This window comes from Actinotalea sp. (genome assembly GCF_041597215.1).
In the GTDB taxonomy this organism is placed as follows: Bacteria; Actinomycetota; Actinomycetes; order Actinomycetales; family Cellulomonadaceae; genus Actinotalea.
The window spans coordinates 1-24268 of sequence record NZ_JBFHHB010000016.1 but is presented as its reverse complement, the minus strand read 5'-3'; the positions used below and the strand labels follow the sequence as shown (position 1 = coordinate 24268).

20 protein-coding genes and 1 tRNA gene are annotated in these 24268 nt (G+C 73.5%); 13 read left to right on the top strand and 8 right to left on the bottom strand.

Annotated elements, in window-relative coordinates; all coding sequences use genetic code 11:
- Both ABWK99_RS02625 and ABWK99_RS02620 read left to right on the top strand, forming a co-directional pair.
- Nucleotides 1-1149, top strand: a 1149-nt coding sequence (locus ABWK99_RS02625; protein ID WP_372593138.1) for an efflux RND transporter periplasmic adaptor subunit, incomplete at its 5' end; no start/stop codon positions are given.
- A gap of 134 nt (nucleotides 1150-1283) precedes the next feature.
- The gene (locus tag ABWK99_RS02620) at nucleotides 1284-1835 is read left to right on the top strand and encodes a hypothetical protein (RefSeq protein ID WP_372593137.1); all 552 of its coding nucleotides are present in this window, start codon (nucleotides 1284-1286) and stop codon (nucleotides 1833-1835) included.
- 55 nt (nucleotides 1836-1890) lie between these two features.
- On the opposite strand, the gene ABWK99_RS02615 is transcribed toward ABWK99_RS02620, so the two are convergent.
- On the bottom strand, nucleotides 1891-3501 hold the full coding sequence (locus ABWK99_RS02615) for a sensor histidine kinase (RefSeq protein WP_372593136.1): 1611 nt from the start codon (nucleotides 3499-3501) through the stop codon (nucleotides 1891-1893).
- Entirely contained in the window at nucleotides 3498-4259 is a 762-nt protein-coding gene (locus tag ABWK99_RS02610; RefSeq protein ID WP_372593135.1) for a response regulator transcription factor, read from the bottom strand. The genes ABWK99_RS02615 and ABWK99_RS02610 overlap by 4 nt, the downstream gene beginning before the upstream one ends.
- A 177-nt stretch (nucleotides 4260-4436) precedes the next feature.
- Here ABWK99_RS02610 and ABWK99_RS02605 point away from each other — a divergent pair, with 177 nt between their 5' ends.
- The 3 genes from ABWK99_RS02605 to topA all read left to right on the top strand — a co-directional run bounded on the left by ABWK99_RS02605 (nucleotide 4437) and on the right by topA (nucleotide 8694).
- Nucleotides 4437-4841, top strand: a complete 405-nt coding sequence (locus ABWK99_RS02605) for a hypothetical protein (RefSeq protein WP_372593134.1) — start codon at nucleotides 4437-4439, stop codon at nucleotides 4839-4841.
- Between the two features lie 78 nt (nucleotides 4842-4919).
- Complete coding sequence (locus ABWK99_RS02600) at nucleotides 4920-5852, top strand: phosphatase PAP2 family protein (protein WP_372593133.1); 933 nt, start codon at nucleotides 4920-4922, stop codon at nucleotides 5850-5852.
- A 61-nt stretch (nucleotides 5853-5913) separates the two neighbouring features.
- The gene (gene topA, locus ABWK99_RS02595; RefSeq protein WP_372593132.1) at nucleotides 5914-8694 is read left to right on the top strand and encodes a type I DNA topoisomerase; all 2781 of its coding nucleotides are present in this window, start codon (nucleotides 5914-5916) and stop codon (nucleotides 8692-8694) included.
- A 48-nt stretch (nucleotides 8695-8742) separates the two neighbouring features.
- Here the strand turns inward: topA and ABWK99_RS02590 are convergent, their stop codons facing one another.
- A complete protein-coding gene (locus ABWK99_RS02590) occupies nucleotides 8743-9684 on the bottom strand; it encodes a PfkB family carbohydrate kinase (protein WP_372593131.1) in 942 nt (313 codons plus the stop codon).
- A gap of 108 nt (nucleotides 9685-9792) precedes the next feature.
- The gene (locus ABWK99_RS02585) at nucleotides 9793-10941 is read right to left on the bottom strand and encodes a glycerol dehydrogenase (RefSeq protein ID WP_372593130.1); all 1149 of its coding nucleotides are present in this window, start codon (nucleotides 10939-10941) and stop codon (nucleotides 9793-9795) included.
- Nucleotides 10942-11110: 169 nt separating this feature from the next.
- Here ABWK99_RS02585 and ABWK99_RS02580 point away from each other — a divergent pair, with 169 nt between their 5' ends.
- From ABWK99_RS02580 to ABWK99_RS02560, 5 genes are all read left to right on the top strand, one after another.
- A complete protein-coding gene (locus ABWK99_RS02580) occupies nucleotides 11111-12118 on the top strand; it encodes a Gfo/Idh/MocA family protein (RefSeq protein WP_372593129.1) in 1008 nt (335 codons plus the stop codon).
- Between the two features lie 106 nt (nucleotides 12119-12224).
- Entirely contained in the window at nucleotides 12225-12890 is a 666-nt protein-coding gene (gene tmk, locus ABWK99_RS02575; protein WP_372593128.1) for a dTMP kinase, read from the top strand.
- The gene (locus tag ABWK99_RS02570) at nucleotides 12887-14017 is read left to right on the top strand and encodes a DNA polymerase III subunit delta' (protein ID WP_372593127.1); all 1131 of its coding nucleotides are present in this window, start codon (nucleotides 12887-12889) and stop codon (nucleotides 14015-14017) included. Before tmk ends, ABWK99_RS02570 begins: the two co-directional genes overlap by 4 nt.
- A gap of 29 nt (nucleotides 14018-14046) precedes the next feature.
- Nucleotides 14047-15624, top strand: a complete 1578-nt coding sequence (locus tag ABWK99_RS02565; protein ID WP_372593126.1) for an alpha/beta hydrolase — start codon at nucleotides 14047-14049, stop codon at nucleotides 15622-15624.
- A 62-nt stretch (nucleotides 15625-15686) separates the two neighbouring features.
- Nucleotides 15687-15759, top strand: a tRNA-Thr gene (locus ABWK99_RS02560).
- A gap of 196 nt (nucleotides 15760-15955) precedes the next feature.
- Here ABWK99_RS02560 and ABWK99_RS02555 read toward each other — a convergent pair.
- The 3 genes from ABWK99_RS02555 to ABWK99_RS02545 are packed head-to-tail and all read right to left on the bottom strand — an operon-like array spanning nucleotide 15956 to nucleotide 18671.
- Nucleotides 15956-16966, bottom strand: a complete 1011-nt coding sequence (locus ABWK99_RS02555) for a zinc-binding dehydrogenase (RefSeq protein ID WP_372593125.1) — start codon at nucleotides 16964-16966, stop codon at nucleotides 15956-15958.
- Entirely contained in the window at nucleotides 16966-17877 is a 912-nt protein-coding gene (locus ABWK99_RS02550; RefSeq protein WP_372593124.1) for an SMP-30/gluconolactonase/LRE family protein, read from the bottom strand. Before ABWK99_RS02550 ends, ABWK99_RS02555 begins: the two co-directional genes overlap by 1 nt.
- A complete protein-coding gene (locus ABWK99_RS02545; RefSeq protein WP_372593123.1) occupies nucleotides 17874-18671 on the bottom strand; it encodes an IclR family transcriptional regulator in 798 nt (265 codons plus the stop codon). The genes ABWK99_RS02550 and ABWK99_RS02545 overlap by 4 nt, the downstream gene beginning before the upstream one ends.
- 49 nt (nucleotides 18672-18720) lie before the next feature.
- Between ABWK99_RS02545 and ABWK99_RS02540 the strand changes: the two genes are divergently transcribed.
- From ABWK99_RS02540 to ABWK99_RS02530, 3 genes are all read left to right on the top strand, one after another.
- A complete protein-coding gene (locus tag ABWK99_RS02540; RefSeq protein ID WP_372593122.1) occupies nucleotides 18721-20433 on the top strand; it encodes a dihydroxy-acid dehydratase in 1713 nt (570 codons plus the stop codon).
- 61 nt (nucleotides 20434-20494) lie between these two features.
- A complete protein-coding gene (locus ABWK99_RS02535; RefSeq protein ID WP_372593121.1) occupies nucleotides 20495-21298 on the top strand; it encodes an HpcH/HpaI aldolase/citrate lyase family protein in 804 nt (267 codons plus the stop codon).
- A gap of 110 nt (nucleotides 21299-21408) precedes the next feature.
- Nucleotides 21409-23034 (top strand): DUF4153 domain-containing protein, encoded by a 1626-nt coding sequence (locus ABWK99_RS02530; protein WP_372593120.1) that lies wholly within the window; start codon nucleotides 21409-21411, stop codon nucleotides 23032-23034.
- Here ABWK99_RS02530 and ligD read toward each other — a convergent pair.
- Entirely contained in the window at nucleotides 23031-24095 is a 1065-nt protein-coding gene (ligD, locus tag ABWK99_RS02525) for a non-homologous end-joining DNA ligase (RefSeq protein ID WP_372593119.1), read from the bottom strand. The two genes, ABWK99_RS02530 and ligD, sit on opposite strands and share 4 nt — an antisense overlap.
- Nucleotides 24096-24268: the final 173 nt, after the last annotated feature.

Below are 24268 nucleotides of genomic sequence, written 5' to 3'. Positions count from 1 at the left end.
GGCACCGACGAGACGGGCACCGACGAGACGGGCACCGACGAGACGGGCACGGACGAGACGGGCACGGACGAGACCGGCACCGACGAGACCGGCACGCTGACCTCCTGCCAGGACGCCGTCGCGCAGCTCCTCTCCGACCAGGTGGCTGTCGCCGAGGCGCAGGCCACCGTCGACACCCTCGCGACCACGCTCGACGCGCTCGTCGCGGAAGCACGCGACGCCGTCGCCCAGGCCTCGGGTGGGTCGACGACCACACCTGGCTCGTCGACCGACCCGACCGCGGGTGACAGCTCCGGAGCATCGTCGAGCGGCTCCGGCAGCGCCTCCTCGGGTTCCTCGGCGACGTCCCCCTCGTCCACGACGGGCGCGACAGGGGCATCCGCGACGGTCGTCGTGGCCTCCGCCGAGGACCTGCTCGCGGACCAGGCCGCGATCGACGAGGCAGAGCTCCTCCTGTCGATCGCGCAGTACGAGCTCGACCTCGTCACCCTGACCACGCCGATCGCCGGGACCGTCGCGGCGGTCTCCCTGGAGGTGGGTGACGACGTGCAGGCCTCCTCGAGCACGGCCGTCATCACCGTCCTCGGCGAGGAGGGCTACCTCGTCACCACCACGCTCGACCTGACGGACGTGGACTCCGTGCACGTCGGTCAGACCGCCACGGCCACGGTGTCCAGCGTGGACGAGGGCCTTGGGGCGACCGTCACGAGCATCGGGGTGCTGAACGTGTCCACCACCTCGACGCCCAGCTACACCGTCGTGCTGGCGGTCGACCCGTCCGACGACACCCTCTACGACGGTTCCTCCGCGCAGCTGGTGATCGACGTCGCGGCACAGGACGCCACGTTGACGGTGCCGACCTCGGCCGTGCACCGGACGGACACCGGCGCGACCGTCCAGCAGGTCGTGGACGGCGCCCTCGTGGACGTCGAGGTCGGCATCGGGACCGTCGGCAGCGAGCGCACCGAGATCTCCTCGGGCCTCGTCGAGGGCGACGAGGTGGTCATCGCCGACCTCACCGCTGCGCTCGTCTCCGAGGACGACTCCACCGAGAGCGGGCTCAGCGGTCTCGGCGGGGAGACGTCGACGACCACCACGACCCCTGGCGGCGTCGGTGGCGCTCCCGGGGGCCCGCCGCAGGGCGGCTGAGCCCTCGTCGCGGGTACCCGCGACCCCGGACGCTCGGTGACGGCCCGAGTCCCCCGCGGGCCGTCACCGATCTCACAGTCGGCGTCCAGCGCGCGTCCGGCTTCCCGAAAGGTCACGGGCGAACACTCGTCCACATGACCACTTCTCAGGAGGACGACGTGAACGACCAGCAGACCCCGAACCCGCCTGATGAGCAGCCCACCCAGCCGCTCGCCCCGACGCCGGCTGTCGGCGACGTGCCGGTGCCGACGCCGCTCCCGGCCGCGCAGGCCGGTGGCCCTGCCTCCGCGACCGTCGACCCGGGCGCCACGGCCCCCTCGCCATTCCCCGGGGCGCCCGCCGGCGCGACCGCGACTGACCACCCGTCCGGCGCCGCGGTTCCCCCTGGTCCGACGGCCACCGCCTACCCGTCCGCGGCAGCGGGCCCCGCCGGCCCGCTCCCGCCCCGTCGTGGGATGCCTGGATGGGCGATCGCCGCCGCGGTGGTCGGAGGCTTCGCCCTGCTCGGAGGGGGCTTCGCCGGCGGGCTGGGGACCGGCCTGCTGCTGAGCCGTGACGACGAGACGGCGGTGCAACGCGTCGACCCGCGTGCGGGAGTCCTCGACGGCGTCGGCGAGCTGGCACCGGGGTCCGGGCGTCGCGGCGAGGGCGGCCTCGGGAGCGACAGCGACACGACGCCGCCCTGAGCGGCAGGCGCGGCGACGGCCCGTGACCCTCGGAGGTCACGGGCCGTCGCCATGCTCAGGCTGCGGGCAGCCGCACGCTGAAGGAGGTCCCCGTCTCCGTGTCGTCGAGCACGATCGTCCCCGAGTGCGCGGTGACGACCGCGAGGGCGATGGCCATGCCGAGCCCTGTCGAGGCGGTCCCCGGTGAGCGGGCCGCGTCGCCGCGGGTGAACCGCTGGAAGAGTCGTGGCCGCAGGGCAGCGGGGATCCCCGGGCCGTCGTCGCTGATCCGGACCGTGACCGTCGTCCCGTCCGTCCGGACGGAGGTGGTCACGGTCGTGCCCGGCGGGGTGTGCACCCGGGCGTTGGAGAGCAGGTTGACCAGCACCTGCTGCAGACGGTGCGCGTCGCCCCGCACGACGCAGGGCGGGAGCTCATCATCCTCGTCCGGCTCGCCCAGCTCGAGCAGCCAGACATGGTCGGGGCCCGCTGCGTGCGCGTCCGAGACGGCGTCGACGGCGAGGCTCGTCAGGTCGACCTCGACGTCCTCGATGGCTCGTCCGGCGTCGAGTCGTGCCAGCAGGAGCATGTCCTCCACCAGGCTCGTCATCCGCCGGGACTCGGACTCGACACGCTCGAGGGCACGCAGGGCGTCGGGCGGGAGCTCCTGGGGGAGGCGACGGACCAGCTCGGCGTAGCCGCGGATCGAGGCAAGCGGTGTGCGCAGCTCGTGGCTCGCGTCGGCGACGAACTGCCGCACCTGCATCTCGCTCTCGTGCCGGGCCGCCAGCGCGGACTCGACGTGGTCGAGCAGCCGGTTGAGTGCGGCGCCCACCTCGCCCACCTCGGTGCTCGTGTCGGTGTCGGCCGACGGAACGCGTTCCAGGGTCACGGCTCCGCGGTCGAGGCTCTGCTCGGAGACGAGGGTCGCGGTGGCCGCGACCCGCTCCAGCGGGCGCAGCTCGCGTCGCACGAGGCCCGCACCGGCGAGGGCGGCGATCGCGATCCCCGCCACCACGATGAGGGCCTCACCCGCCAGGTACGTCTGGACCGTCGTCGTGGTCTCCGCCATCGTGACGCCGGTCACCAGCACCCCGCCGGCGAGTCCCTCGACGGCGAGGGCCCGGTACATCCCCAGCTCGCCCAGGTCGACCGTCTGGGGCCCGGAGCCCACCTCGACCGAGGCGAGGACGGCGTCCTGCTCGGCCGTCAGGGCGCGGTAGGTCCCGTCGTCGTCCAGGTACCCCGAGCGGACCACGCCGCCGACGGAGGTGTAGTTCAGGGTGCCCGCCGCCTGTCCCGGAGCGTCCAGGGCGGGCGGAGGAGCGGGGAGCGTGGGGTCCTCGCCCTCCGGCGCAGGACCGGCGAGCGGGGTGTCGCCTGCCTCCGACGCGGTTCCCGGCAGGGTCGTGCCCGTCGTCGAGTCCGGTGGTGTGCGGTCCCCCTGGGCGCGCTCGGCACGCTGGCTCGACTCGAGGAGCTGGACATCGAGCTGGTCGACGAGCGTGCTCTGCAGGGCGAGCGTCGACACGACGCCCATCGCACCGCCGACGATCGCGAACAGCGCGACGGTGAGCACGACCAGACGCCGTCGCAGGGTCCACGTCCTTCGCGCCCCTGCGGGCGGAGGGACGGGCTGCGACGGCGGCGTGGGAGGGGCGAAGTGGCGGGGGAGGTCCGCGCTCATCGGGTGGCGGCCACCTCGGCAGGCTTGAGCACGTAGCCCACGCCGCGCAGGGTGTGGATCATCGGAGCCCGGCCGGCGTCGATCTTCCGGCGCAGGTAGGAGATGTACAGCTCGACGATGTTCGCCTGACCGCCGAAGTCGTACTGCCACACCCGGTCGAGGATCTGCGCCTTGGACAGCACCCGCCGGGGGTTGCGCATGAGGTAGCGCAGCAGCTCGAACTCGGTGGCCGTCAGGTGGATGTCCTGCCCGTCGCGGCGCACCTCGTGCGCGTCCTCGTCCATCTCCAGGTCGCCGACGACGATCACGGCGTCCTCCTTGGCGAGGGTGGCGCCCGTCCGGCGCAGCAAGGAGCGGAGCCGTGCGACGACCTCCTCGATGGAGAAGGGCTTGGTCACGTAGTCGTCACCGCCCGCGGTGAGCCCGGCGACGCGGTCCTCCACGGCGTCCTTCGCCGTGAGGAAGAGCACCGGGACCGAGGGCATCGAAGCGCGAACCCGGCTGAGGACCTCGAGCCCGGACAGGTCCGGGAGCATGACGTCGAGCAGGATGACGTCCGGCTCCCACGCCTTCGCCGTGCGGATCGCGTCGTAGCCGTTCAGTGCCGTCTCGACCTGCCAGCCCTCGTAGCGCAAGGCCGTGGCGAGGAGCTCGCCGAGTGCCGGCTCGTCGTCGACCACCAGGGCACGGATGGGGCTGCCGTCCGCGCGCGTCAGCTGCTCGCGGGGCGCTGCGGGGGTGGGGCGCGTCGTCGTCATGAGTACATCGTGCGCCCCCTTGCTGAGCGCCGCCTTGTCTGTGGCTGTGTGCAACCTGTGCGTCGGCCGAGTTTCGCCCGCACAGCCGATTCGCGGCCCGGCCCCAGCCGGGGCCCAGGAGCCGGCGCGAGGCTGAGCTCGTCCGGTACCGAGCCGGTGGAGTCGAAGGAGACCGTGATGAGCATCGAGACGAGCACCGCACGCGAGGTCGGGACCAGTCAGCGGGGAGGAGCCGAGGACGGGGTACCCACCGCCCCGACAGCGCGGGCCGCGGCCGAGCATCTCGCTGCAGGAGGGGAGCCCGACCCTGCATGGCTCACCGCGACCGTCCGCCCGGTGGGGTCCTTCGGCAGAGGGGACGTCGGTCGCCTGCGGGCGCTTCTCCAGGCCCTCTCCGCCTGCGCGTCGATCGTCGTCCTCGACCTCCAGGCGGTCCGTCTGCGCAGCCCGCGTGCGGCCGAGGCCATCGAGGAGGCGGCGGCGGTGCTCGAGGCCCACGGCGGATGTCTCGTGTGCCTGCACGCCGACGACTCGGCGGCTGCCTTCCTCGGCACGGGCAGGCATGCGGTCCTCGTCGGCTGACCGGCGCGGGTGGTCGGTCGGCCCGCTGCCGCCGTCCGGTCCTCCTGGCGCCGGGCGCCGCTCGCGTACCGTTGGTGGGTGACCATCGACTCCACGCTGCAGGCCCGCACGCGGCCCGGTCGTCCGCGCGGGCTGCGGCACCGGGTGGTCGGCCTCGTCGTCGCGGTGCTGTCCGCGGCCGCCATCTGGGTCGTGTGGCGACTGGCGATCGACACCGCGACGCTGCGCTACGTCGACGTCCTGTCGATCGACGGTGCGCAGTACGAGCGTGAGGGCTCGGGCTGGGGTGCGCAGACCTGGGCCATCGCCGAGCCCGTCGTCACGATCGTCTCCAGGAAGTTCATGCTCGCCGTCCTGGTGGTCGCCTGCGGGCTCGCCCTGTACCGGCGCCGTCTGGCGCTCGCCGTCCAGCTCGTGGTGCTGGTCGGGGGAGCGAACCTCACCTCGCAGTTCCTCAAGTCCACGCTCCCCCGCCCGGACGTCGCGCTGGGCGACTCCCTCTACAACTCCTGGCCGAGCGGGCACACGACCGTCGCGGCCTCCCTGTCGGCCGCACTCGTGCTCGCGGTACCGCGCCGGTACCGGCCGGCGGCCGTCGTCGTGGGGCTGGCCTACACGATCGTCACGGGGATCGGCACGATCCTCGGCAGCTGGCACCGGCCGAGCGACGTGATCGCAGGGGTCCTCATCGTCCTGGCCTGGACCGGCGTGGTGACGGCACTGGACGGGACCCTCGAGCCGGGGCGTGTCGTGCGGACGGCGGCGACGACCGTGACGCTCCTCGTCGGCGCGGCGATCGCGACCGGCGCGGCGGCCTGGGTCGCCCTGGACGCGACGTACGCGCTCGGCCTGATCGAGTTCCCGTCCCGGGCCCAGCTCATCGTGGCGTTCGGGGGTGGAGCCCTCGCCGTGGTCTCGGTGACCTGCCTCGCCTTCGCCTGCCTCTCCGGCCTGCTGGCGCTGGCCGATCAGGACACCGGGGTGGCGCGCTCATTGCCCGCCCGGGGTTGACAGGTCGTAGAGTGCGAGCCCGACGGGCGGGCCCGACCCACCGCGGAACCAAGGAGCAGTGATGACACGCAGGCTCGTGATCGTGGAGTCGCCGGCGAAGGCGCGCACGATCGCCGGGTACCTCGGCGAGGGGTACACCGTCGAGGCCTCCGTGGGGCACATCCGCGACCTGCCGCAGCCGTCCGAGCTCCCGGCCGAGATGAAGAAGGGCCCCTTCGGCAAGTTCGCCGTCGACGTGGACAACGGCTTCGAGCCCTACTACGTGGTCGACGCCGACAAGAAGAAGAAGGTCGCCGAGCTCAAGCGGGCGCTCAAGGACGCGGACGAGCTCTACCTCGCGACCGATGAGGACCGCGAGGGGGAGGCGATCGCCTGGCACCTGCTCGCGGAGCTCAAGCCCAAGGTGCCCGTGCACCGCATGGTGTTCCACGAGATCACCCGCGAGGCGATCCAGCGGGCCCTGGAGTCCACCCGTGAGCTGGACAACCGACTGGTCGACGCCCAGGAGACGCGGCGCATCCTCGATCGGCTGTACGGCTACGAGGTCTCGCCCGTGCTGTGGCGCAAGGTCCGGCAGGGTCTCTCGGCCGGCCGCGTGCAGTCCGTGGCGACCCGGCTGGTCGTCGAGCGCGAGCGTGAGCGGATGGCGTTCCGTTCGGCGGAGTACTGGGACGTGACAGGGGTCTTCGCGCACGGCGCCCCGACGACGACCGAGCAGGAGGGCTCCTTCCCGGCACGCCTGGTCGCGCTCGGCGAGCAGCGGGTGGCCAGCGGGCGTGACTTCGACGACCGCGGTGAGCTCAAGGGCAAGGGCGCCGTCGCGCTCGACGAGGTGGCGGCCGGTGCCCTGGCCACGGCACTCCAGAGCGCAGCGTTCAGCGTGCTCAGCCTCGAGACGAAGCCCTACACGCGCAAGCCGGCAGCGCCGTTCACCACCTCGACGCTCCAGCAGGAGGCGAGCCGCAAGCTGCGGATGGGTTCGCGTCAGGCGATGCGCACGGCTCAGGGCCTGTACGAGAACGGCTACATCACCTACATGCGGACCGACTCGCCCGTGCTGTCGGTGCAGGCGATCGACGCCGCTCGACGCCAGGCGGCCGAGCTCTACGGCCCCGAGTACGTGCCGTCCGCCCCGCGCGTCTACGCCAGCAAGGCGAAGGGCGCCCAGGAGGCGCACGAGGCCATCCGGCCCGCCGGTGACCAGTTCCGCACGCCGGCGCAGGTCGCCTCGGAGCTGTCGGGCGACCAGTTCAGGCTGTACGAGCTGATCTGGAAGCGCACCGTGGCCTCGCAGATGGCGGACGCCCGCGGCTCGACGGCCTCGGTGCGCCTGGGCGCGGACGTGACCGTCGAGCAGCTCCCTGCGGGGGTCGGCCCCGCGACGCGCGCCGTGTTCGCCGCCTCCGGCACGGTCGTGACCTTCCGCGGGTTCCTCGCCGCCTACGAGGAGGGCAGGGACGCCGAGCGCTACGAGGGTGACGGTGCCGCCGAGAAGTCGGGGGACAAGGGCGAGACCCGCCTGCCGGTGATGGCCGAGGGCGACGCGCTCGCCGGCTCGGAGATCACCGCCGACGGGCACCGCACGTCCCCGCCGCCGCGGTACACCGAGGCGAGCCTGGTCAAGGCGCTCGAGGAGCGCGGGATCGGCCGTCCGTCGACCTACGCCGCCACGATCTCGGTCATCCAGGACCGCGGTTACGTGGGGTCCCGCGGCCAGGCCCTGGTGCCGACGTGGCTCGCCTTCGCGGTGATCCGCCTGCTCGAGGAGAACCTCGACCGGCTCGTCGACTACGACTTCACCGCCTCGATGGAGGAGGACCTCGACGCGATCGCGGCAGGGGAGAAGGACCGGGTCGAGTGGCTGACCGAGTTCTACTTCGGAGCCGGAGCCGGAGCCGGAGCCGGAGCCGGAGCCGGAGCCGGGACGGGCCTGCGGGACCTCGTCGCGAGCCTCGGCGACATCGACGCTCGCGAGGTGAACTCGATCGAGATCGGCGACGGCATCACGCTGCGCGTCGGCCGCTACGGGCCCTATCTGGAGGAGGAGGTCGACGGGGAGTCGCGCCGCGCCTCCGTCCCTGACGAGCTGGCCCCCGACGAGCTCACCGTCGCCACGGCGCGTGAGCTCATGGAGTCCCAGCCCGACGGCGACCTCGTGCTCGGTGAGGACCCGAGCACCGGGACGACGATCGTCGCGAAGAAGGGCAGGTTCGGCCCGTACGTCACCGAGCTGCTCCCCGAGCCGGAGCTCGACCCCGGGCTCTCGGCCGCTGCCAAGAAGAAGGCGCTCGCGGCGCTGCCGAAGCCGCGGACGGGATCGCTGCTGTCCACCATGCAGCTCGAGACCCTGACCCTCGAGGACGCGCTCAAGCTGCTCTCGCTCCCGCGCGTGGTGGGCGTGGACCCGGAGTCGCAGACGGAGATCACCGCGCAGAACGGCCGCTACGGCCCGTACCTCAAGCGCGGGACCGACTCCCGGACCCTGCCGAACGAGGAGTCGATGTTCACCATCACCCTCGAGGAGGCGCTGGCGATCTACGCCCAGCCCAAGCGAGGGCGCGGGGCCACGGCCGCCGCACCGCTGCGCGAGCTCGGGGAGGACCCGGTCAGCAAGAAGCCCGTCGTCGTCAAGGACGGCCGGTTCGGCCCCTACGTGACCGACGGCGAGACGAACGCCACCCTGCGCAAGGACGACTCGGTCGAGCAGATCACCCTGGACCGTGCGGCCGAGCTGCTCGCGGAGAAGCGCGCCCGCGGCCCCGTGAAGAAGACCGCGCGCAAGGCCCCGGCCCGCAAGCCGGCGGCGAAGAAGACCACGACCTCGCGGACGACGAAGGGCTGAGGAGGGCGGCCCGCGGACCGATCGGCTCGACGGCCGCCCCGGGACCGGTCAGCCGGTGACGAGGCGCCGCAGCGCCGGGAGGCTCGACCGGCCGGCCAACCACCCGCGGGCCCCGGTTGCCGCGCACGAGTGCGAGGCCACCTGCGCGGCAGCGGCCAGGCCGTCGCCGAGCGGGGCGGTCAGGGTGGGCCCTTCCGAGGAGCGGTGCGCGGCGAGCCACGCGAGCAGGGCTCCGTGCAGCACGTCGCCGGCGCCCAGCGTGTCCACGACCTCCACCCGGCCGGCCTGCACCGTCCACCTCGTCCCGTCCGCGAGCACCTCGATCGGTGCGGGACCGTGCGAGCGGGCGACGATCGCCGGGCCGAGCGCCGCGACGTCCTCCAGGGAAGAGGTCTCGGCGGTACGGGCGGGAAGGGCGAAGTCGGCGGAGAGCAGGGCGACGTCCACATGCTCGAGCAGGGCCTCGAGCCCCGTCTTCCACGACCCGCCGTCCAGCAGCACGGGGACCCCGCGGCCGCGGGCGGCGGCGGCCAGCGGGACGGCGAGGTCGAGGTGGTGCCCGTCGACGAGCACGGCGCGCACGCCGTCGAGCGCCCGCTCCAGGGCCGCGGCGGTCGCGGCGGCCGGTCCGCCGTCGCGCGTCAGCGTGGCGTTGACCGAGACGACGGCGCGCTGCCCCGTCGACCTGGTGACCAGGACGGTCGAGACGGCGGGGCTGTGCCCGGGACCGGCGAGGTCGACGAGCTCGACGCCATGGGCGGCCAGGTCCTCGGTCACGATCCGGCCGATGCTCCCGTCGCCGACCCGGCTCAGCAGCCGGGCGGGGGCTCCGAGGGCCGTGGCGGCGACCGCGGCGTTGGCTGCCGGGCCACCGGCCGCGACCAGCAGCCCGTCGGCCACGATCTTCTCGTCGGGACCCGGAAGGCGCTCGACGGTCTGGACGACGTCAAGGGTCGCCAGCCCGCAGGCGAGCACGCGCGGTCCACTCACCAGCCGAGCCTAGCCAGGCCGGCGACGAACCTGGCCATGGCGGGCGGTCGGTCACGCGAGGAGCGGGTGGGTCAGCGAACGGCCGCCCCACCCGCTCCGGGGGTGCACTCAGTGCGCGACGTGCAGGACGGGCTCGGCGAGCCCCGCCTCGGCGCGCACGGTCCGGGAGAAGGCCTCGATCGAGCGCAGGGCGTCGACGAGCTCGGGGACGGAGACCTCGAACGGCATCGCGTGGATCGTCTCGCCCGGTGCCGTCGCGGCCTGGGCGACGCGGGTCAGGTCGGTGAGGTCCTCCGTGCTCAGGCCCACCTCCGTCAGGGTGGTGGGCAGGCCGACCTTGGTGGTGAAGACGATGAAGTCACGGATCTCCTGCGTGGCTGCCCCCTCCAGGACGAGCTGGGTCAGCGAGCCGATGTTGACCTTCTGCCCGTGGGTCAGGCCGTGGGTCTGGGGAGCAGCGGTCAGCCCGTTGTGGATGGCATGCGCTGCGGCCAGCCCGCCCGACTCGAAGCCCAGCCCCGACAGCAGGGTGTTGGCCTCGACGACCTTCTCCACGGCGGGCGTGACCAGGTGCTTGCCGACGGCGGCGATCGCCGGGAGGGCGTTCTCCCACAGGATCTCCCAGGAGAGCCGTGCCAGGGCGGTGCCCGTCTCCAGCGGGAGTCCGCCGGCCATCGTCGTGCTGTGCGCGGCGGCGACGGACCGGGCCTCGATCCAGGTCGCGAGGGCGTCGCCGACGCCGGCCACCAGGAAGCGCGCCGGGGCGTCGGCCACGAGCTGGGTGTCGACCAGGACGAGGTCGGGGTTGCGCGGGAAGAAGCGGTACTCCTCGAAGGCGCCGTCCTCGGTGTAGATCACGGACAGTGCCGAGCAGGGTGCGTCCGTCGAGGCGACGGTCGGCACCGACACCCAGCGGGTCCCGGCGAGGAAGCCGGCCGCCTTCACCGCGTCGATCGTGCTGCCGCCGCCCACGGCGACGATCACGTCGGCACCCAGCTCCCTGGCGCGCTCGGCGATCGCGTCGACGGCGCCCGCGGTGGCATAGGTCCCGAACCCGTCCCGCACCACGGGGAGGTCCGCGGCGGTGAACGAGTCAGTGACGGCCTGACCGACCAGTCCCCACACGACGTCGTCGGCCACCACGAGCGGCTGGGTGCCGATCGGGGCGACGAACTCCCCGAGGCGGGTGATGGCCCCACGGGCCTGCGCGTAGCGTCCCGGGCTGATGACGGTGCGGACGGGGACGGGAGTTGTCATGATCGGCTCCGTTGCTGGTGTCGGTGCGCGGCGTCCGATGCGCTCGCAGGATCCAGTGCACACCCGGGCGCCGGCGGAACCGGAGGACGGATTCCCCTCGCGCACCCGCCTGCGACGGGTAAGTTCATCGGGGGGCATCAATGCTGGCGTCGGACGCTAGGTTGGTGCCATGACACTTCCCTTGGACCCGCGCACCGCACCGCCGCTCCGTTGGGGGATCCTCGCCCCGGGGGGCATCGCCGCCGTCTTCGCCGATGCGATCAACCACCACACCCGCGCGCAGCTCGTCGCCGTCGGCTCGCGCAACAGGGATCGTGCCGAGCGCTTCGCCACGCACCACGGCATCCCCACGACGCACTCGTCGTACCGGGCGCTGGTGGAGGACCCGCAGGTCGAGGCCGTCTACGTGGCCTCCCCGCACTCGGCGCACCTCGAGCACGCGCTGCTGGCCATCAAGGCGGGCAAGCACGTCCTGGTCGAGAAGTCCCTCGCGCGCTCGGCCGCGGAGGTCGAGGAGATGGTCTCCGCCGCCCGCACGGCAGGCGTCTTCCTCATGGAGGCGATGTGGACGCGCTTCCTCCCGCATGTGGCCGCCGTGCGCGGGGTCATCGAGCGAGGGGAGATCGGCGAGGTCGTCACCGTCATCGCCGACCACGGGCAGAACATGAACCACCTCCCGCTCGAGCACCGGCTGCACAACCCCGCCCTCGCCGGCGGTGCGCTGCTGGACCTCGGCGTCTACCCGGTGTCCTTCGCGCACGACCTGCTCGGCACCCCCGACCGGATCCACGCGACCGGCAGCCTCAGCTCGACGGGTGTCGACGGCCAGGTGAGCATCTCCCTCGGCTACGGCGAGCGGGCGCAGGCCTCGCTGAACACGACGCTGTGGTCGCGGACGGCCACCACGGCGGTGATCGCCGGGACGAAGGGGCGGATCGAGATCGACACGGACTTCTACCGACCCACGTCCTTCCGGGTCATCGGCCTCGACGGGACGTGGTGGTCCTTCGACCGCGAGATCGACGGGGGCTTCCAGTTCCAGGCCGCAGAGGTGGCCCGTTGCGTCGCCGAGGGCCTCACCGAGAGCCCGCGGATGACCTGGGACAACAGCCTCGAGGTCATGCGGACCATGGACGAGGTGCGACGGCAGATCGGGCTCGTCTACCCGGGGGAGTGACCGGGCGAGGGGCCCGGACGACGGGATCGGGCCGGGGTCGTCCGTCGGTCCCGGCCGCGCGATCGGGCCGAGGCCTCCCGTCGGTCCCGGCCACTACGCTGGCGACGTGAACGACACCCCCACCGGGCTTCCGGCCCCGAGCCCGCGGCCGGAAGCGCGAGGGGTCTTCGTCTCCTTCGAGGGCGGCGACGGGGTCGGGAAGACGACCCAGATCGACCGGCTCGCGGGGTGGCTGCGCGCGCAGGGCCACGAGGTCGTCGCGACCAGGGAACCCGGCGGCACGGAGCTGGGGCTCGAGCTGCGGGCCGCCGTCCTGCACGGTGGCCACGTCAGCCCGCGCACGGAGGCGCTGCTGTACGCGACCGATCGGGCCCACCATGTCGACACCGTCGTCCGGCCGGCGCTCGAGCGGGGCGCCGTCGTCCTGAGCGACCGGTACCTCGACTCCTCGGTCGCCTACCAGGGCCACGGGCGCGACCTCGGTGCCGAGGACGTCGAGCGGCTCTCCCTGTGGGCGGTCGAGGGGCTGCTCCCGGTGCTCACCGTCCTGCTCGACCTGGACCCGGCGTTGGGCCTGACCCGGCTCTCCGGGCGCCCCGACCGGCTGGAGAGCGCCGGCCTGGAGTTCCATACGCGCACGCGCAGGGCCTTCCTCGACCGCGCGGCCGCAGATCCGGGGCGGTGGCTGGTCCTGGACGCCTCGGCTCCGGTCGAGGAGGTCGCCGCGGCGGTCCGCGCCCGGGTCGCCGGTCTGCTCGGAGCAGTCGGATGAGCGTCTGGGACGCCCTCGTCGGCCAGGACGCCGCTGTCGCGGTGCTGCGCGGCGCCGTCGCGGACCCGCAGGCCATGACGCACGCCTGGCTCCTGACGGGGCCGCCCGGCTCCGGCCGGTCGACGGCTGCCAGGGCCTTCGCCGCCGCCCTGCAGTGCCTCGAGGGCGGGTGTGGGACGTGCACCGCCTGCCGGACGGCGCTCGCCGGGACCCACGCCGACGTCACCGTCGTCGCGACCCAGAAGGTCACGATCTCGATCGAGGAGGTCCGCGGACTGATCGGGGTGGCGCAGCGGAGCCCCTCGCAGGGCCGCTGGCGCGTGATCATCGTCGAGGACGCCGATCGCATGGTCGAACGCACCTCGAACGTGCTGCTCAAGGCCATCGAGGAGCCACCGCCGCGCACGGTCTGGTTGCTGTGCGCACCGAGCGCGGAGGACGTCGTCGTGACCATCCGGTCGCGCAGCCGCGCCCTCGCCCTGCGCGTGCCTCCGGTGGCCGACGTCGCAGCGCTGCTCGTCGCGCGCGACGGGGTCGAGCCGGAGATCGCCGAGGCCGCTGCGCGGGCCGCCCAGAGCCATGTCGGCCTGGCCCGCCGGCTGGCACGGGACCCGGCGGCGCGCGAGGGTCGGTCGCGGACCCTCGAGCTCGCCGCGGGGATCCGCGGGGTGGGGGACGCGGTGCTCGTCGCCGCCGACCTCGTCGAGGTGGCCACCGCCGAGTCCAGGGCCGCGACGGAGGACCGCGACGCGGCCGAGCGCACCGCCCTGCTGCACACCCTCGGCGCCGGCGACGGCGGGCCGCTCCCGCCGACCTTGCGCGCCCAGGTGCGTCAGCTCGAGGAGGACCAGAAGCGTCGCGCCACCCGCGCCCTGCGGGACGAGCTCGATCGGGCGGCGCTGGACCTGCTCTCGCTGTACCGCGACGTGCTCGTGGTCCAGCTCGGGGCCGACGTCGAGCTGGTGAACCCGGGCCAGGACGTGCACCGGCTCGCAGCGGAGAGCTCGCCGGAGCAGACCGTGCGCAGGATGGACGCGATCGGTGAGGCGCGGACCCGCCTGGCGGGGAACGTCGCACCCCTGCTCGCCATGGAGGCGATGGCTGTGGCGCTGCGTCCACAGGTCTGAGCCCGACCCTCAGCGGTTACCGTAGGCGGGTGCCCTTGAGTGTCGAGCCCGTCGTCCACCCTGCCCACCGCGATCGCAGCGCCCGTCGCTCCGCCCGCGCAGCTCTCGCCTCCCTCGGCGCCCTCACCCTGCTGCTCTCGGGATGTGCCGCGGGCAAGGTCCAGAGCACTCCCTCCGAGTCGGGTGCCGGGGCGACGGCAGGAGCCCCCGCCGACTCGATCGACGCGCTCTACGCGCAGCAGGTCGAGTGGTCGGACTGCGGGGAGGACGAGTGCGCGACGGTGGCGGCGCCGCTCGACTGGGACGACCTGTCGCTCGGCACGATCGAGCTCGCCGTGCAGCGCCATGCGGCGACCGGGGCGGACCGCATGGGCTCGCTCCTGCTCAACCCCGGCGGGCCCGGGCAGTCGGGGATCGGCTTCCTGGGCTATGCCGTGTCGGACATCTTCGGCGCCGAGGTCCTGTCCGCGTACGACATCGTGGCCTTCGACCCCCGCGGCACGGGTGACTCGACGGCGGTGCAGTGCGGCGGGGACGCCCTCATCGACGAGTACCTGACGCAGGACGTGGAGATCGAGAGCCAGGAGGACCTGGACGCGGCTCGGGCGAGGGTCGCCGCCGTCGGTCAGGCGTGCCTGGAGGCGACGGGTGACCTGCTCGGCCATGTGGACACCGTCAGCGCCGCCAAGGACCTGGACCTGCTGCGGGCCGTCGTCGGCGACGAGAAGCTCAACTACCTCGGGTACTCCTACGGGACCTTCCTCGGGGCGACCTATGCCGGGCTCTTCCCGGAGAACGTCGGCCGCTTCGTCCTCGACGGTGCGCTCGACCCGTCGATGTCGAACGACCAGCTCTCGCTCGAGCAGGCCGAGGGTTTCGAGACCGCCGTGCGGGCCTACGTGACCGACTGCCAGGCGGGTAGTGGCTGCCCGCTGACAGGCACGGTCGACGAGGGCATGCAGCAGATCCGGCAGGTCGTCGACCGGGCCGAGGCCCGTCCCCTCGACGCGGGCGACGGGACGACGGTCAACGGGACGCTCGCCTTCTACGGGATCATCGTGACGCTCTACGACGACTCCTCCTGGCCCTACCTCACGCAGGCGCTGACCGAGGTGGTCACCCAGAACACCGGCGGGACCCTCGCCCAGCTCGCCAACCTGTACCTCGACCGGACGGCCGACGGCGCGTACACGTCGAACGCGATGATGGCCTTCACGGCGATCAACTGCCTCGACTACCCGAGCGTGGAGCGCAGCTACGACGAGCTGCTCGAGGTGGCGGCTGAGGTCGAGGCCGTCGCGCCGACCTTCGGTGACCAGTTCGCCCTCGCCGCGGGTTGCGAGTCCTGGCCGGTGACGTCCACCAGGGAGCCCGCGCCGATCACGGCCGAGGGCGCCGGCCCGATCCTCGTGATCGGCACGACGGGGGACCCGGCGACGCCGTACCGGTGGGCCGAGGCGCTGGCGGACCAGCTCGAGTCGGGTCATCTGCTCACCTGGGACGGCGAGGGGCACACCGCCTACGGACGGGGCGGGGCCTGCGTCGCCGATGCGGTCGAGGGCTACCTGCTCGACGGTGAGGTCCCCGCCGACGGGGCCGCCTGCTGAGCCGCTTTGGCGTCATGCCGGACCGCCGGTACAGTAGGCGCGGCCCGCTTCGCGCGGGCCACGCCGCCTTAGCTCAGTCGGTAGAGCGTCTCACTCGTAATGAGAAGGTCATCAGTTCGATTCTGATAGGCGGCTCCGCGCACGAGGCCCCTCATCCGCAGCACTGCGGTGAGGGGCCTCTCGTCGTCCGGACCCGCAGACCGCGTGCGATGTCCGAACGCCACGGGACGTGACCGGGTGGTCCTGCGCGCGGGGGCGAACCGGCTCCTCTCCTGAGCGCCGTGCCGACCGGTCCGCCGCTCGGTGCGCGCTCGTCGTCGACGGGAAGGGCTCAGCGGCGGGGGTCCACGTGGAACTTCGGGCCCGCGCCGGCCCCGCCCGGCCGTCGGCCCGCCAGGACGTCCGTCACCTCGGCCAGCCCGACGGTGGCGGCGACGAGCGGTCTCGGGTCCACCGCGCCGGAGGCGTACCTCTCGATCGTCCCGGCGAGGCCAGGGGATCCGCTGAGGATCCCGGTGGCCGTGACGTCCTTGAGCAGCAGGTCGCGGGAGTCGACGAGGCTCGGCGTGGTGGACAGGCCGATGTAGGCGACCTTGCGGCCCGGCTCGACGAGCTCGACGGCGAGGGCCGGCATCCCCGGCGCGTTGGTGGCGTCGATGACGCCGTCCCACGGACCAGGGGGCAGGGCGTCGACCGTCGAGACCGCGAAGCCGAGGCTCGAGGCGAACGCCCGCGAACGCTCGGAGCGGCCGGCGAGGTGCACCTCCGCACCCAGTGCCCTGGCCAGCAGGCCGGCAAGCAGACCGATCGTCCCGGGACCGAGGACCAGCAGTCGCTCACCGGGCTCGACGCCGCTCGCCCAGACGGCACGCAAGGCGTTGCCGCCGGGCTCGACGAGCGCTCCGGTCATGTCGTCGACCGTGTCGGGAAGGGCGTGCAGGCTCGAGGCGGGGATCGCCATCCGCTCGGCGAGGGCACCGGCGAAACCTCCGCGGATCCCGAGCTCGTAGCGCTCCTCGCACACGTGCTGACGACCGGCACGGCAACGCGCGCACCGACCGCAGCCGAGCATGGTGTCCCCCGTGACGCGACGCCCGAGCCAGCCCTGGTCGACGTCGGCGGCAGTGGCGACGACCCGTCCGGCCCACTCGTGCCCCAGCCGGATCGGGTAGGCGGCGTGCCCCGAGCCGAGGTAGGCCATGTCCCCGGTGAAGAACTCCACGTCGGTGCCGCAGACGCCGACCCGGGTGATCTCGACGACGACCTGCCCGGGCGCGGCGACCGGCTCCGGGAGGTCCTGGACCCCGGACCGACCGGGTCCGGTCACGACGAACGCGCGCATCAGTGCTCCTGCCGGCCGAACGGGCTGGACGGCAACCGGCCGTTCCACGGGGTGGCGGGGACGCCGGTCGCCTCGACCTCGGCGACGAACAGCCGGCCCGAGTCGGGGTAGCGGGCGAGCTGCGCCTCGTCGAGCTCGACGGAGGCCGTCGTCAGCAGGAGGGTGCGCAGCTCGGGCCCGACGAAGGCGAGCGACGAGCTGTGCGGGGCGGCGACCTCGACCGTGTGCAGCAGGGAGCCGTCCGGAGCGTGGCAGAGCACCCGACCCGCACCCCAGACGGCCACCCACACGTTGCCGTCCGTGTCGGTGCCGATGCCGTCCGCGTACCCCTCGACGCGCAGGTGCAGGCGCCGCGGGCCGGTCCGTCCGGTCCGCGCGTCGTAGTCCCGGGCCCAGACGTGCCCGGGGATCGTGTCCACCGAGTACAGCGTCGTGCCGTCCGCCGACCACGCGAGCCCGTTGGACTGGGCGAGGTCCTCGTCGAGGACCGTGAGACTGCCGTCGTCCTCGACGCGGAGGAGGCTCTCCGTCGTGGAGGAGCCGGACAGGCTCAGGGTGCCGACCACGAGCCGCCCCTCGGGATCGCAGGCGGCGTCGTTGAGCCGCCGCCCCGTCCCGGGTGGCAGCACGCGGGGACCGCGATCGATGGACCCGTCGGGGTGCAGGACCCACAGTCGCTCGAGCCCGGCGACCAGGACCCGTCCGTCGGCGGACGGCAGTGCCGCACCGACCATCGAGTCCACCTGCACGCGCCGCTCGGTCTCGACGACGCCGCGCGACAGGCGGCCCTGGTGGACCTCTCCGGCGACGATGTCGACCCAGGTCAGCGTCTCGGTCGCCTCGTCCTGGACGGGGCCCTCGGCGAGGCCGTAGCGTCCGGGGCTCGCGGGAACGGCGTGGTAGGTGGTCATGAGTCCTTCCCGAGGTGGGCGTCGGCGAGGTCGCGCAGGATCGCGGGGACCTCGGCCTCCAGGGTGGCGAGCGGGGTGCGGAAGCGCAGGGCGCTGACGGAGATCGCCCCGCTGGGAACGGTCGGCGAGACGAGGTAGACCGGGATCGCGATGCACACGATCCCTGGTTCGTTCTCCTCGTCGTCCACGGCCCAGCCGCGGGCGCGGACGACAGCGAGGTCCGCGGCGAGGGCGTCGGCGGAGGTCAGGGTCGCGGGGGTCCTGGCGTCGAGAGTGCGATCGCCGACCCACTCCCGCACGGCCTCGTCGTCGGGAAGGGTCATGGCGAGCAGGGCCTTGCCGACCCCGGTGGCGTGCGCGGCGTTCCGGCCGCCGATCGTGCTGGTGAGCCGGACGCCTCCCGTCGGCGGGTCCACCTTCGCGCGGTAGACGACGTCGTGACCGTCGAGCACGGCGTAGTGCGTCGTCTCGCCGTAGCGCGCGGTCAGGGCGTCGAGCACCGGCTGCACGCGGACATGGTCGGGGCGGGCCTCGTGATGCGCGAAGGCGAGGCGGAGGAACTCGTCGCCGAGGACGTAGTGGCCGGGGCTGTCCTGGTCGGCGAGACCTGCCGAGCGGAGGGAGGCGAGCGCGCGGTGGACCGTCGGCTTGGGGCTCCGGGCGATCCGGCTGAGGTCGTCAAGGGAGGCCCCGCCAGGGAGGCGGGCGAGCTCGACGAGGATCGCCAGGACCCGGTCGGCCCCGACGACCCGTGGGGTTTCGTCCGGGCGCTCGGAGCGAGTACCGTCGGTCACGTTCCGGATGTTAGTACGACTTTCCAACTAACGGAAAGAGAGTGGATCGATGGGGATGCGCAGCGACGCCTGGTACGCCGGAGACGGCCGAGACCCGTACATCCACCGCGCGTGGATGCGGCGCGGACTGCCGACCCACGCCTTCGACGGACGACCGCACATCGCCATCGCCAACACCGCCTCCGACCTCACGCCGTGCAACATGCACCTCGACGAGGTCGCGGCAGCCGTGAAGCAGGGGATCTGGGAGGCCGGGGGCGTGCCGCTCAACCTCCCGGTCGTCTCCCTCGGCGAGACCCAGGTCCGCCCCACGGCGATGCTCTGGCGCAACATGGCGGCGATGGCCACCGAGGAGATGCTCCGGGCCAACCCGATCGACGGGGTCGTCCTGCTCGGCGGTTGCGACAAGACGATCCCCGCGCTGCTCATGGCCGCGGCCTCGGTCGACCTCCCGGCGGTCGTCGTCCCCGGTGGCCCGATGCTCACCGGGACCTTCCGGGGCGCACCCCTCGGTTGCGGCACCTCGACCTACGCCCTCGCGGAGGAGGTCCGCGCCGGGACGATGGACCGGGCCGACTTCCTGCGCTCGGAGTCGGCGATGATCCGCAGCAAGGGCCACTGCAACACGATGGGCACCGCCTCGACCATGGGTCTGCTCGCCGAGGTGCTGGGCACCACGCTGCCGGGGGTCGCCGGGACCCCGGCGCCGGACTCCCGCCTGCTCGAGGCCTCCCACGAGACGGGCCGGCTCGCGGTCGAGCTGGTGCACGAGGACCGCCGCCCGAGCACGATCCTCTCGCGCGGGTCCTTCCTCAACGCGATCGTGGCGCTCGCGGCCATCGGCGGGTCGACCAACGCCGTCGTGCACCTGCTCGCGATCGCCGGGCGATTGGGCGTCGAGCTCAGCCTGGACGACGTCGACCGGACAGGGTCCGGGGTCCCGCTGCTGGTCGACCTGCTCCCCGCCGGCCGCTTCCTCATGGACGACCTGTACCGGGCCGGCGGCCTGCTCGCCGTGCTGCGCGAGGTCCGCGACCTGCTCGACCCCACGGCGCTCACGGTGACCGGCAGGCCCCTCGTCGACCACCTCGAGGACGCGAGGATCTGGGACCCGGAGGTCATCCGGGTCCGCGCGGATCCGCTCCAGCCCGAGGCGGGGATCGCCGTCCTGCGCGGGAACCTGGCCCCGCTCGGCGCCGTCATCAAGCCGGCCGCCGCCACGCCCGCCCTGCTCCGGCACCGCGGGCGGGCCGTCGTCTTCGATTCCGTCGAGGACCTGCACGCGCGGATCGACGACCCGGACCTGGACGTCGACGCCGACAGCGTGCTCGTGCTGCGCGGCTGCGGGCCCCGGGGGTACCCGGGGATGCCGGAGGTCTCGAACATGCCCTTGCCCACCAAGCTCCTGGAGCAGGGCGTGCGGGACATGGTGCGCGTCTGCGACGGCCGGATGAGCGGGACGGCGTTCGGCACCGTGGTGCTGCACGTCGCACCCGAGGCCGCCGCGGGGGGAACGCTCGCGCTGGTGCGCAACGGGGACATGATCGAGCTCGACGTGCCGGCGCGGCGTCTGCACCTCGACGTCCCGGAGGCCGAGCTCGCCGCACGGGAGCCCTCCGCGGCTGCCCGTGCCGCGTACGCCGCACCGGCCCGCGGCTGGGAGCGCCTCTACGTCGAGCACGTCCAGCAGGCCGACACCGGGGCCGACCTCGACTTCCTCGTCGGGTCGACCGGCTCGGCCGTCGGCCGCGAATCGCACTGACCCTCTGCCGACCCGTCATTTGCCCGAGTCACCCGCAACCGTCCAGCAAGGAGCCTGCACGATGATGGAGAACAGGACGCAGGTGCGCGCCAGCGCGCACCTGCGTGAGCTCTGGGCCGCCGACCGCCCGGCCTTCGGGATGTGGAGTCTGCTCGCGGACCCCGTCGTCGCCGAGCTCGTCGCGGCGACCGACGTGGACTTCGCCGTCGTCGACCTCCAGCACGGGTTCGCGAGCTTCGCCGAGCTGCCCACCCTGCTCCAGGCGATGCGCTCGGGAGGGATGGCGCCCGTGGTCCGGGTGCCGTGGAACGAACCGGCGCAGATCATGCGGGCCGCGGACTCCGGTGCCTGCGGGGTGCTCGTGCCCATGGTGAACTCCGCGGCCGAGGCCGCCGCGGCGGTGGATGCCTGCCGCTTCCCCCCGCAGGGTTCGCGCAGCTGGGGGCCGATGTGGGGCGGGATCCGCGCCGACGGCGCCCCTGCCCCCGAGGTGGCCGACGCCGCGCTGCTCTGCTTCGTCATGGTCGAGACGCAGGAGGGGATCGACGCCCTGGAGGAGATCGTCGCGGTCCCCGGGGTCGACGGAGTCTTCATCGGACCCAACGACCTCGCGCTGAGCTGCGGGTACGGGCGTGCGACCTACCGCGACTCCGAGGTGGTCGGGAGACTCCTCGACCGCGTGATCGAGGTCTGCGTCGCGGCAGGGGTCGTACCGGGGCTCTTCTGCTCGGACGGGGAGATGGCCCTGCACTGGGCGGGGCGCGGAGCGCGCTTCCTCTCGGCGGGCATGGACACCGGCCTGCTGCGCGAGGGGATCGACGCGCTCGCCGCCCGGCTCACCGCTCACGTGCGCCCCACCGCCTGACCCGGCCTTCACAGGCCGTCCACAGCAGGGGCGAAGCCTGCACACACTCGCCCCGGGACCTGCGCGCTCGCGACTGACCGACCGGGGGCGTGCGGGCTAGCGTCACGATCATGAGCGATGACGAGCGTCATGCCGGGGCGGAGACGGCGAGTGGTGCGGCGGTGAGCGGTGCGGCCGTGAGCGGCCCGTCCACGAGGCCGGGACAGGGACCCCCGGCGCCGCCGCAACCAGGAGCTGCCCAGGTCGGGGTGCTTCCGGCACCTGCGGTGGGGCCCGCGCTCGCACTGCCGCGCCCTCCGGGTCGGCTCGAGACCGCGATGGCCGACTTCTGGCGGGACCGCGCCGTCCCGCTGGGCAGGGGCCACCTCGTGGCGGTGGCGTCCGTCGGGGTGCTCGCTGGTGCGGCGCTCGTCGGGAACCGGATCGGGCTCGGCATGACCCTCGTCGGCCTCGGCGCCCTCGCGACGGCGGCGCCCGCGCTGCTGCGTCGCCGCGCCGTCGCCGATCTCCTGACCCTCGCCCTGTCCGGTGCCCTGCTCGTCATGGTGAGTGTGCGGGCCGCCGACTGGGTCGTCGCGCTGTGCCTGCTCGCCGCGGCAGGAGCCGCGGCCGCTGCCCTGACCGGGGCACGCCGACCCTCGGCTGTGCTCCTCGCCCCACTCGTCGCCGGTCTCGGCACCCTGCGGGCCGTGACCGCCGTACGTCGCGGACTGGGGGTGCTCGCCGGCTCCCGGCGGGAGTCCCTCGTCGTCGTGCTGCGCAGCGTGCTGATCACGGTGCTGCTCGTCGGGGCCTTCGGCGCGCTGTTCGCCAGTGCCGACGCCGTCTTCGCCTCGCTCATCCCGCGCGTCGACATCGGCCTCCTGCCCGGACGGCTGGTGGTCGGGCTCCTGGTCGCGGTCCTCGTGGCGGGCGCTGCTCACCTGTCGATCGCGCCTGTCCGGTGGCCGAGCACCTCCGGCGGTCCGCAGCGGCGCGGGGCCCGCCCGGGGGAGTGGCTCCTGCCGATCGTCGCGCTGGACGTCGTCGTCCTCGCCTTCGTCCTCGTGCAGGTCGGTGCCCTCATCGGGGGGCACGACTTCGTCCTGCGGACAGCGGGCATGACCTACGCGGGCTATGCGCGAGAGGGCTTCGGGCAGCTCGTCGCCGTCACGGTCCTGTCCCTCGCCGTCGTCGCGCTCGCCGCGCGCTGGGCGCCGCGAGCGACGTCCTCGCACCGCCGGTGGTCGAGCCTCGCGCTCGGTCTGCTCTGCGTCGGCACGCTCGGCGTCGTCGCCTCCGCCGTGCGGCGGATGGTGCTCTACGTCGACGCCTTCGGCCTGACACGGTTGCGGATCACGGTCCTGACCGCGGAGATCGCCCTCGGGGTGGTGTTCCTCCTCGTGCTGGTCGCGGGTGTCCGGTGGCGTGCGGCATGGCTCCCGCGTGCCGTCGTCCAGGTGGCTGCCGTCGCGGTCCTCTCGCTCGCGGCGATCAACCCGGACGCGCTCATCGTCCAGCGCAACGCGCACCTGGACCCGGGAGCAGCAGACACCCGGGTGACCGGGGTCGACGTCTCGTACCTGCAGGGGCTCTCGGCCGATGCCGTCCCCGCGGCCGCTGGGCTCGACGAGCCGTTGCGCTCGCAGGTGCTCGCGGGGCTGGAGGTGCCGGCGCCGGACGGCTGGGCCGGGTGGAACCTCGGCAGGGCCCGGGCCGTGTCGACCCTCGACGGGCAGGGTGAGGCGACGCCCTAGTCCCGGTCCGCGTCGCGGCTCGGCTGCACGCGCTTGGGCTCGCCCGGCATCTTGGGGTACTCGGGTGGGTAGGGCAGGTCGCCGAGCCCGCGGTCGCGTTCGTCCCGGTCGGCCAGGTCGAGGAGCGCGTCGAGGGACCCGCGCGGTGCGGCACCCGCGACGAGCGGGGCCGCGAGGTCGCCGACCTCCGCGAAGCGTGCGGCCATCGTCGTGACGTCGAAGTCGAGGGGATCGGCCTCCCCGACCTCCTCCCAGCGCAGCGGGGCCGAGACCGGGGCGTGCGCCTTGGCGCGGATCGAGTACGCGGAGGCCATCGTGCGGTCGCGCGCCATCTGGTTGTAGTCGACGAAGATGCGCTCGCCGCGTTCCTCCTTCCACCAGGCGACGGTGACGTCTCGGGGGAGGCGCCGCTCCAGCGCGCGACCCAGGGCGATCGTGGCGCGCCGGGCCTCGGTGAAGGTCCAACGGGGCTCGATCGGGACGAAGACGTGCAGCCCTCGTCCCCCGGAGGTCTTCGGGTGGCCCGCGAGCCCCAGCTCGTCCAGCAGCTCACGCAGGTGCAGCCCGACGCGCGCCGCGTCGGAGAAATCGGTCCCCGGTTGCGGGTCGAGGTCGATCCGCAGCTGGTCGGGATGGTCGAGCGCGGCGGAGGTCACGGGCCAGGGGTGGAAGGTCAGGGTCCCGAGGTTGGCCGCCCACACCAGGACGGCGAGCTCGCTCGGGCAGACCTCGTCGGCCGAGCGTCCGCTGGGGAACGTGACGGTAGTCGTCGGCACCCAGTCCGGTGCGCCCTTCGGGATGCGCTTCTGGAAGAAGGCGTCGGCCTTCGGGTCGGCGCGGGTCGCCAGGTGCGCCCCCTCGACGAGACCCTTGGGCCAGCGCTCCAGCGTCGTCGGTCGGTCGCGCACCGCACCGAGGATCCCCTCGCCGACGGAGAGCACGTACTCCACGACCTGCAGCTTGGTGACGCCTCGTGCAGGGAAGACGACACGATCAGGGCTGGAGACCCGGACGGTGCGGTCCCCGACGGTGAGCTCGACGGCGGGCGAGGTCGAAGGCATCCCTGAGCGTACGTCCGGGGCCGATCCCGGTACACCGCGCGGAGGCGTACGCCCGGGCGTAGGGTCGTTTCATGCCCGCAGCGAAGGGGGCGAAGCCCCAGCCCATGGAGCGGACCGAGGAGTTCGACGCCTTCGGTCCCTGGGTGCTCCCCGTGTCCGAGGCCGACGAGGTC

Excerpts from the sequence above, each read along its gene's own strand:
- ABWK99_RS02570 (WP_372593127.1), top strand. The coding sequence starts at position 12,887 with ATGAGCGTCTGGGACGCCCTCGTCGGCCAGGACGCCGCTGTCGCGGTG.
- ligD (WP_372593119.1), bottom strand. The coding sequence starts at position 24,095 with ATGCCTTCGACCTCGCCCGCCGTCGAGCTCACCGTCGGGGACCGCACC.
- ABWK99_RS02615 (WP_372593136.1), bottom strand. The coding sequence starts at position 3,501 with ATGAGCGCGGACCTCCCCCGCCACTTCGCCCCTCCCACGCCGCCGTCG.
- ABWK99_RS02540 (WP_372593122.1), top strand. The coding sequence starts at position 18,721 with ATGGGGATGCGCAGCGACGCCTGGTACGCCGGAGACGGCCGAGACCCG.
- ABWK99_RS02620 (WP_372593137.1), top strand. The coding sequence starts at position 1,284 with ATGACCACTTCTCAGGAGGACGACGTGAACGACCAGCAGACCCCGAAC.
- ABWK99_RS02535 (WP_372593121.1), top strand. The coding sequence starts at position 20,495 with ATGATGGAGAACAGGACGCAGGTGCGCGCCAGCGCGCACCTGCGTGAG.
- topA (WP_372593132.1), top strand. The coding sequence starts at position 5,914 with ATGACACGCAGGCTCGTGATCGTGGAGTCGCCGGCGAAGGCGCGCACG.
- ABWK99_RS02550 (WP_372593124.1), bottom strand. The coding sequence starts at position 17,877 with ATGACCACCTACCACGCCGTTCCCGCGAGCCCCGGACGCTACGGCCTC.
- ABWK99_RS02530 (WP_372593120.1), top strand. The coding sequence starts at position 21,409 with ATGAGCGATGACGAGCGTCATGCCGGGGCGGAGACGGCGAGTGGTGCG.
- ABWK99_RS02605 (WP_372593134.1), top strand. The coding sequence starts at position 4,437 with ATGAGCATCGAGACGAGCACCGCACGCGAGGTCGGGACCAGTCAGCGG.
- ABWK99_RS02580 (WP_372593129.1), top strand. The coding sequence starts at position 11,111 with ATGACACTTCCCTTGGACCCGCGCACCGCACCGCCGCTCCGTTGGGGG.
- ABWK99_RS02610 (WP_372593135.1), bottom strand. The coding sequence starts at position 4,259 with ATGACGACGACGCGCCCCACCCCCGCAGCGCCCCGCGAGCAGCTGACG.
- ABWK99_RS02555 (WP_372593125.1), bottom strand. The coding sequence starts at position 16,966 with ATGCGCGCGTTCGTCGTGACCGGACCCGGTCGGTCCGGGGTCCAGGAC.
- ABWK99_RS02585 (WP_372593130.1), bottom strand. The coding sequence starts at position 10,941 with ATGACAACTCCCGTCCCCGTCCGCACCGTCATCAGCCCGGGACGCTAC.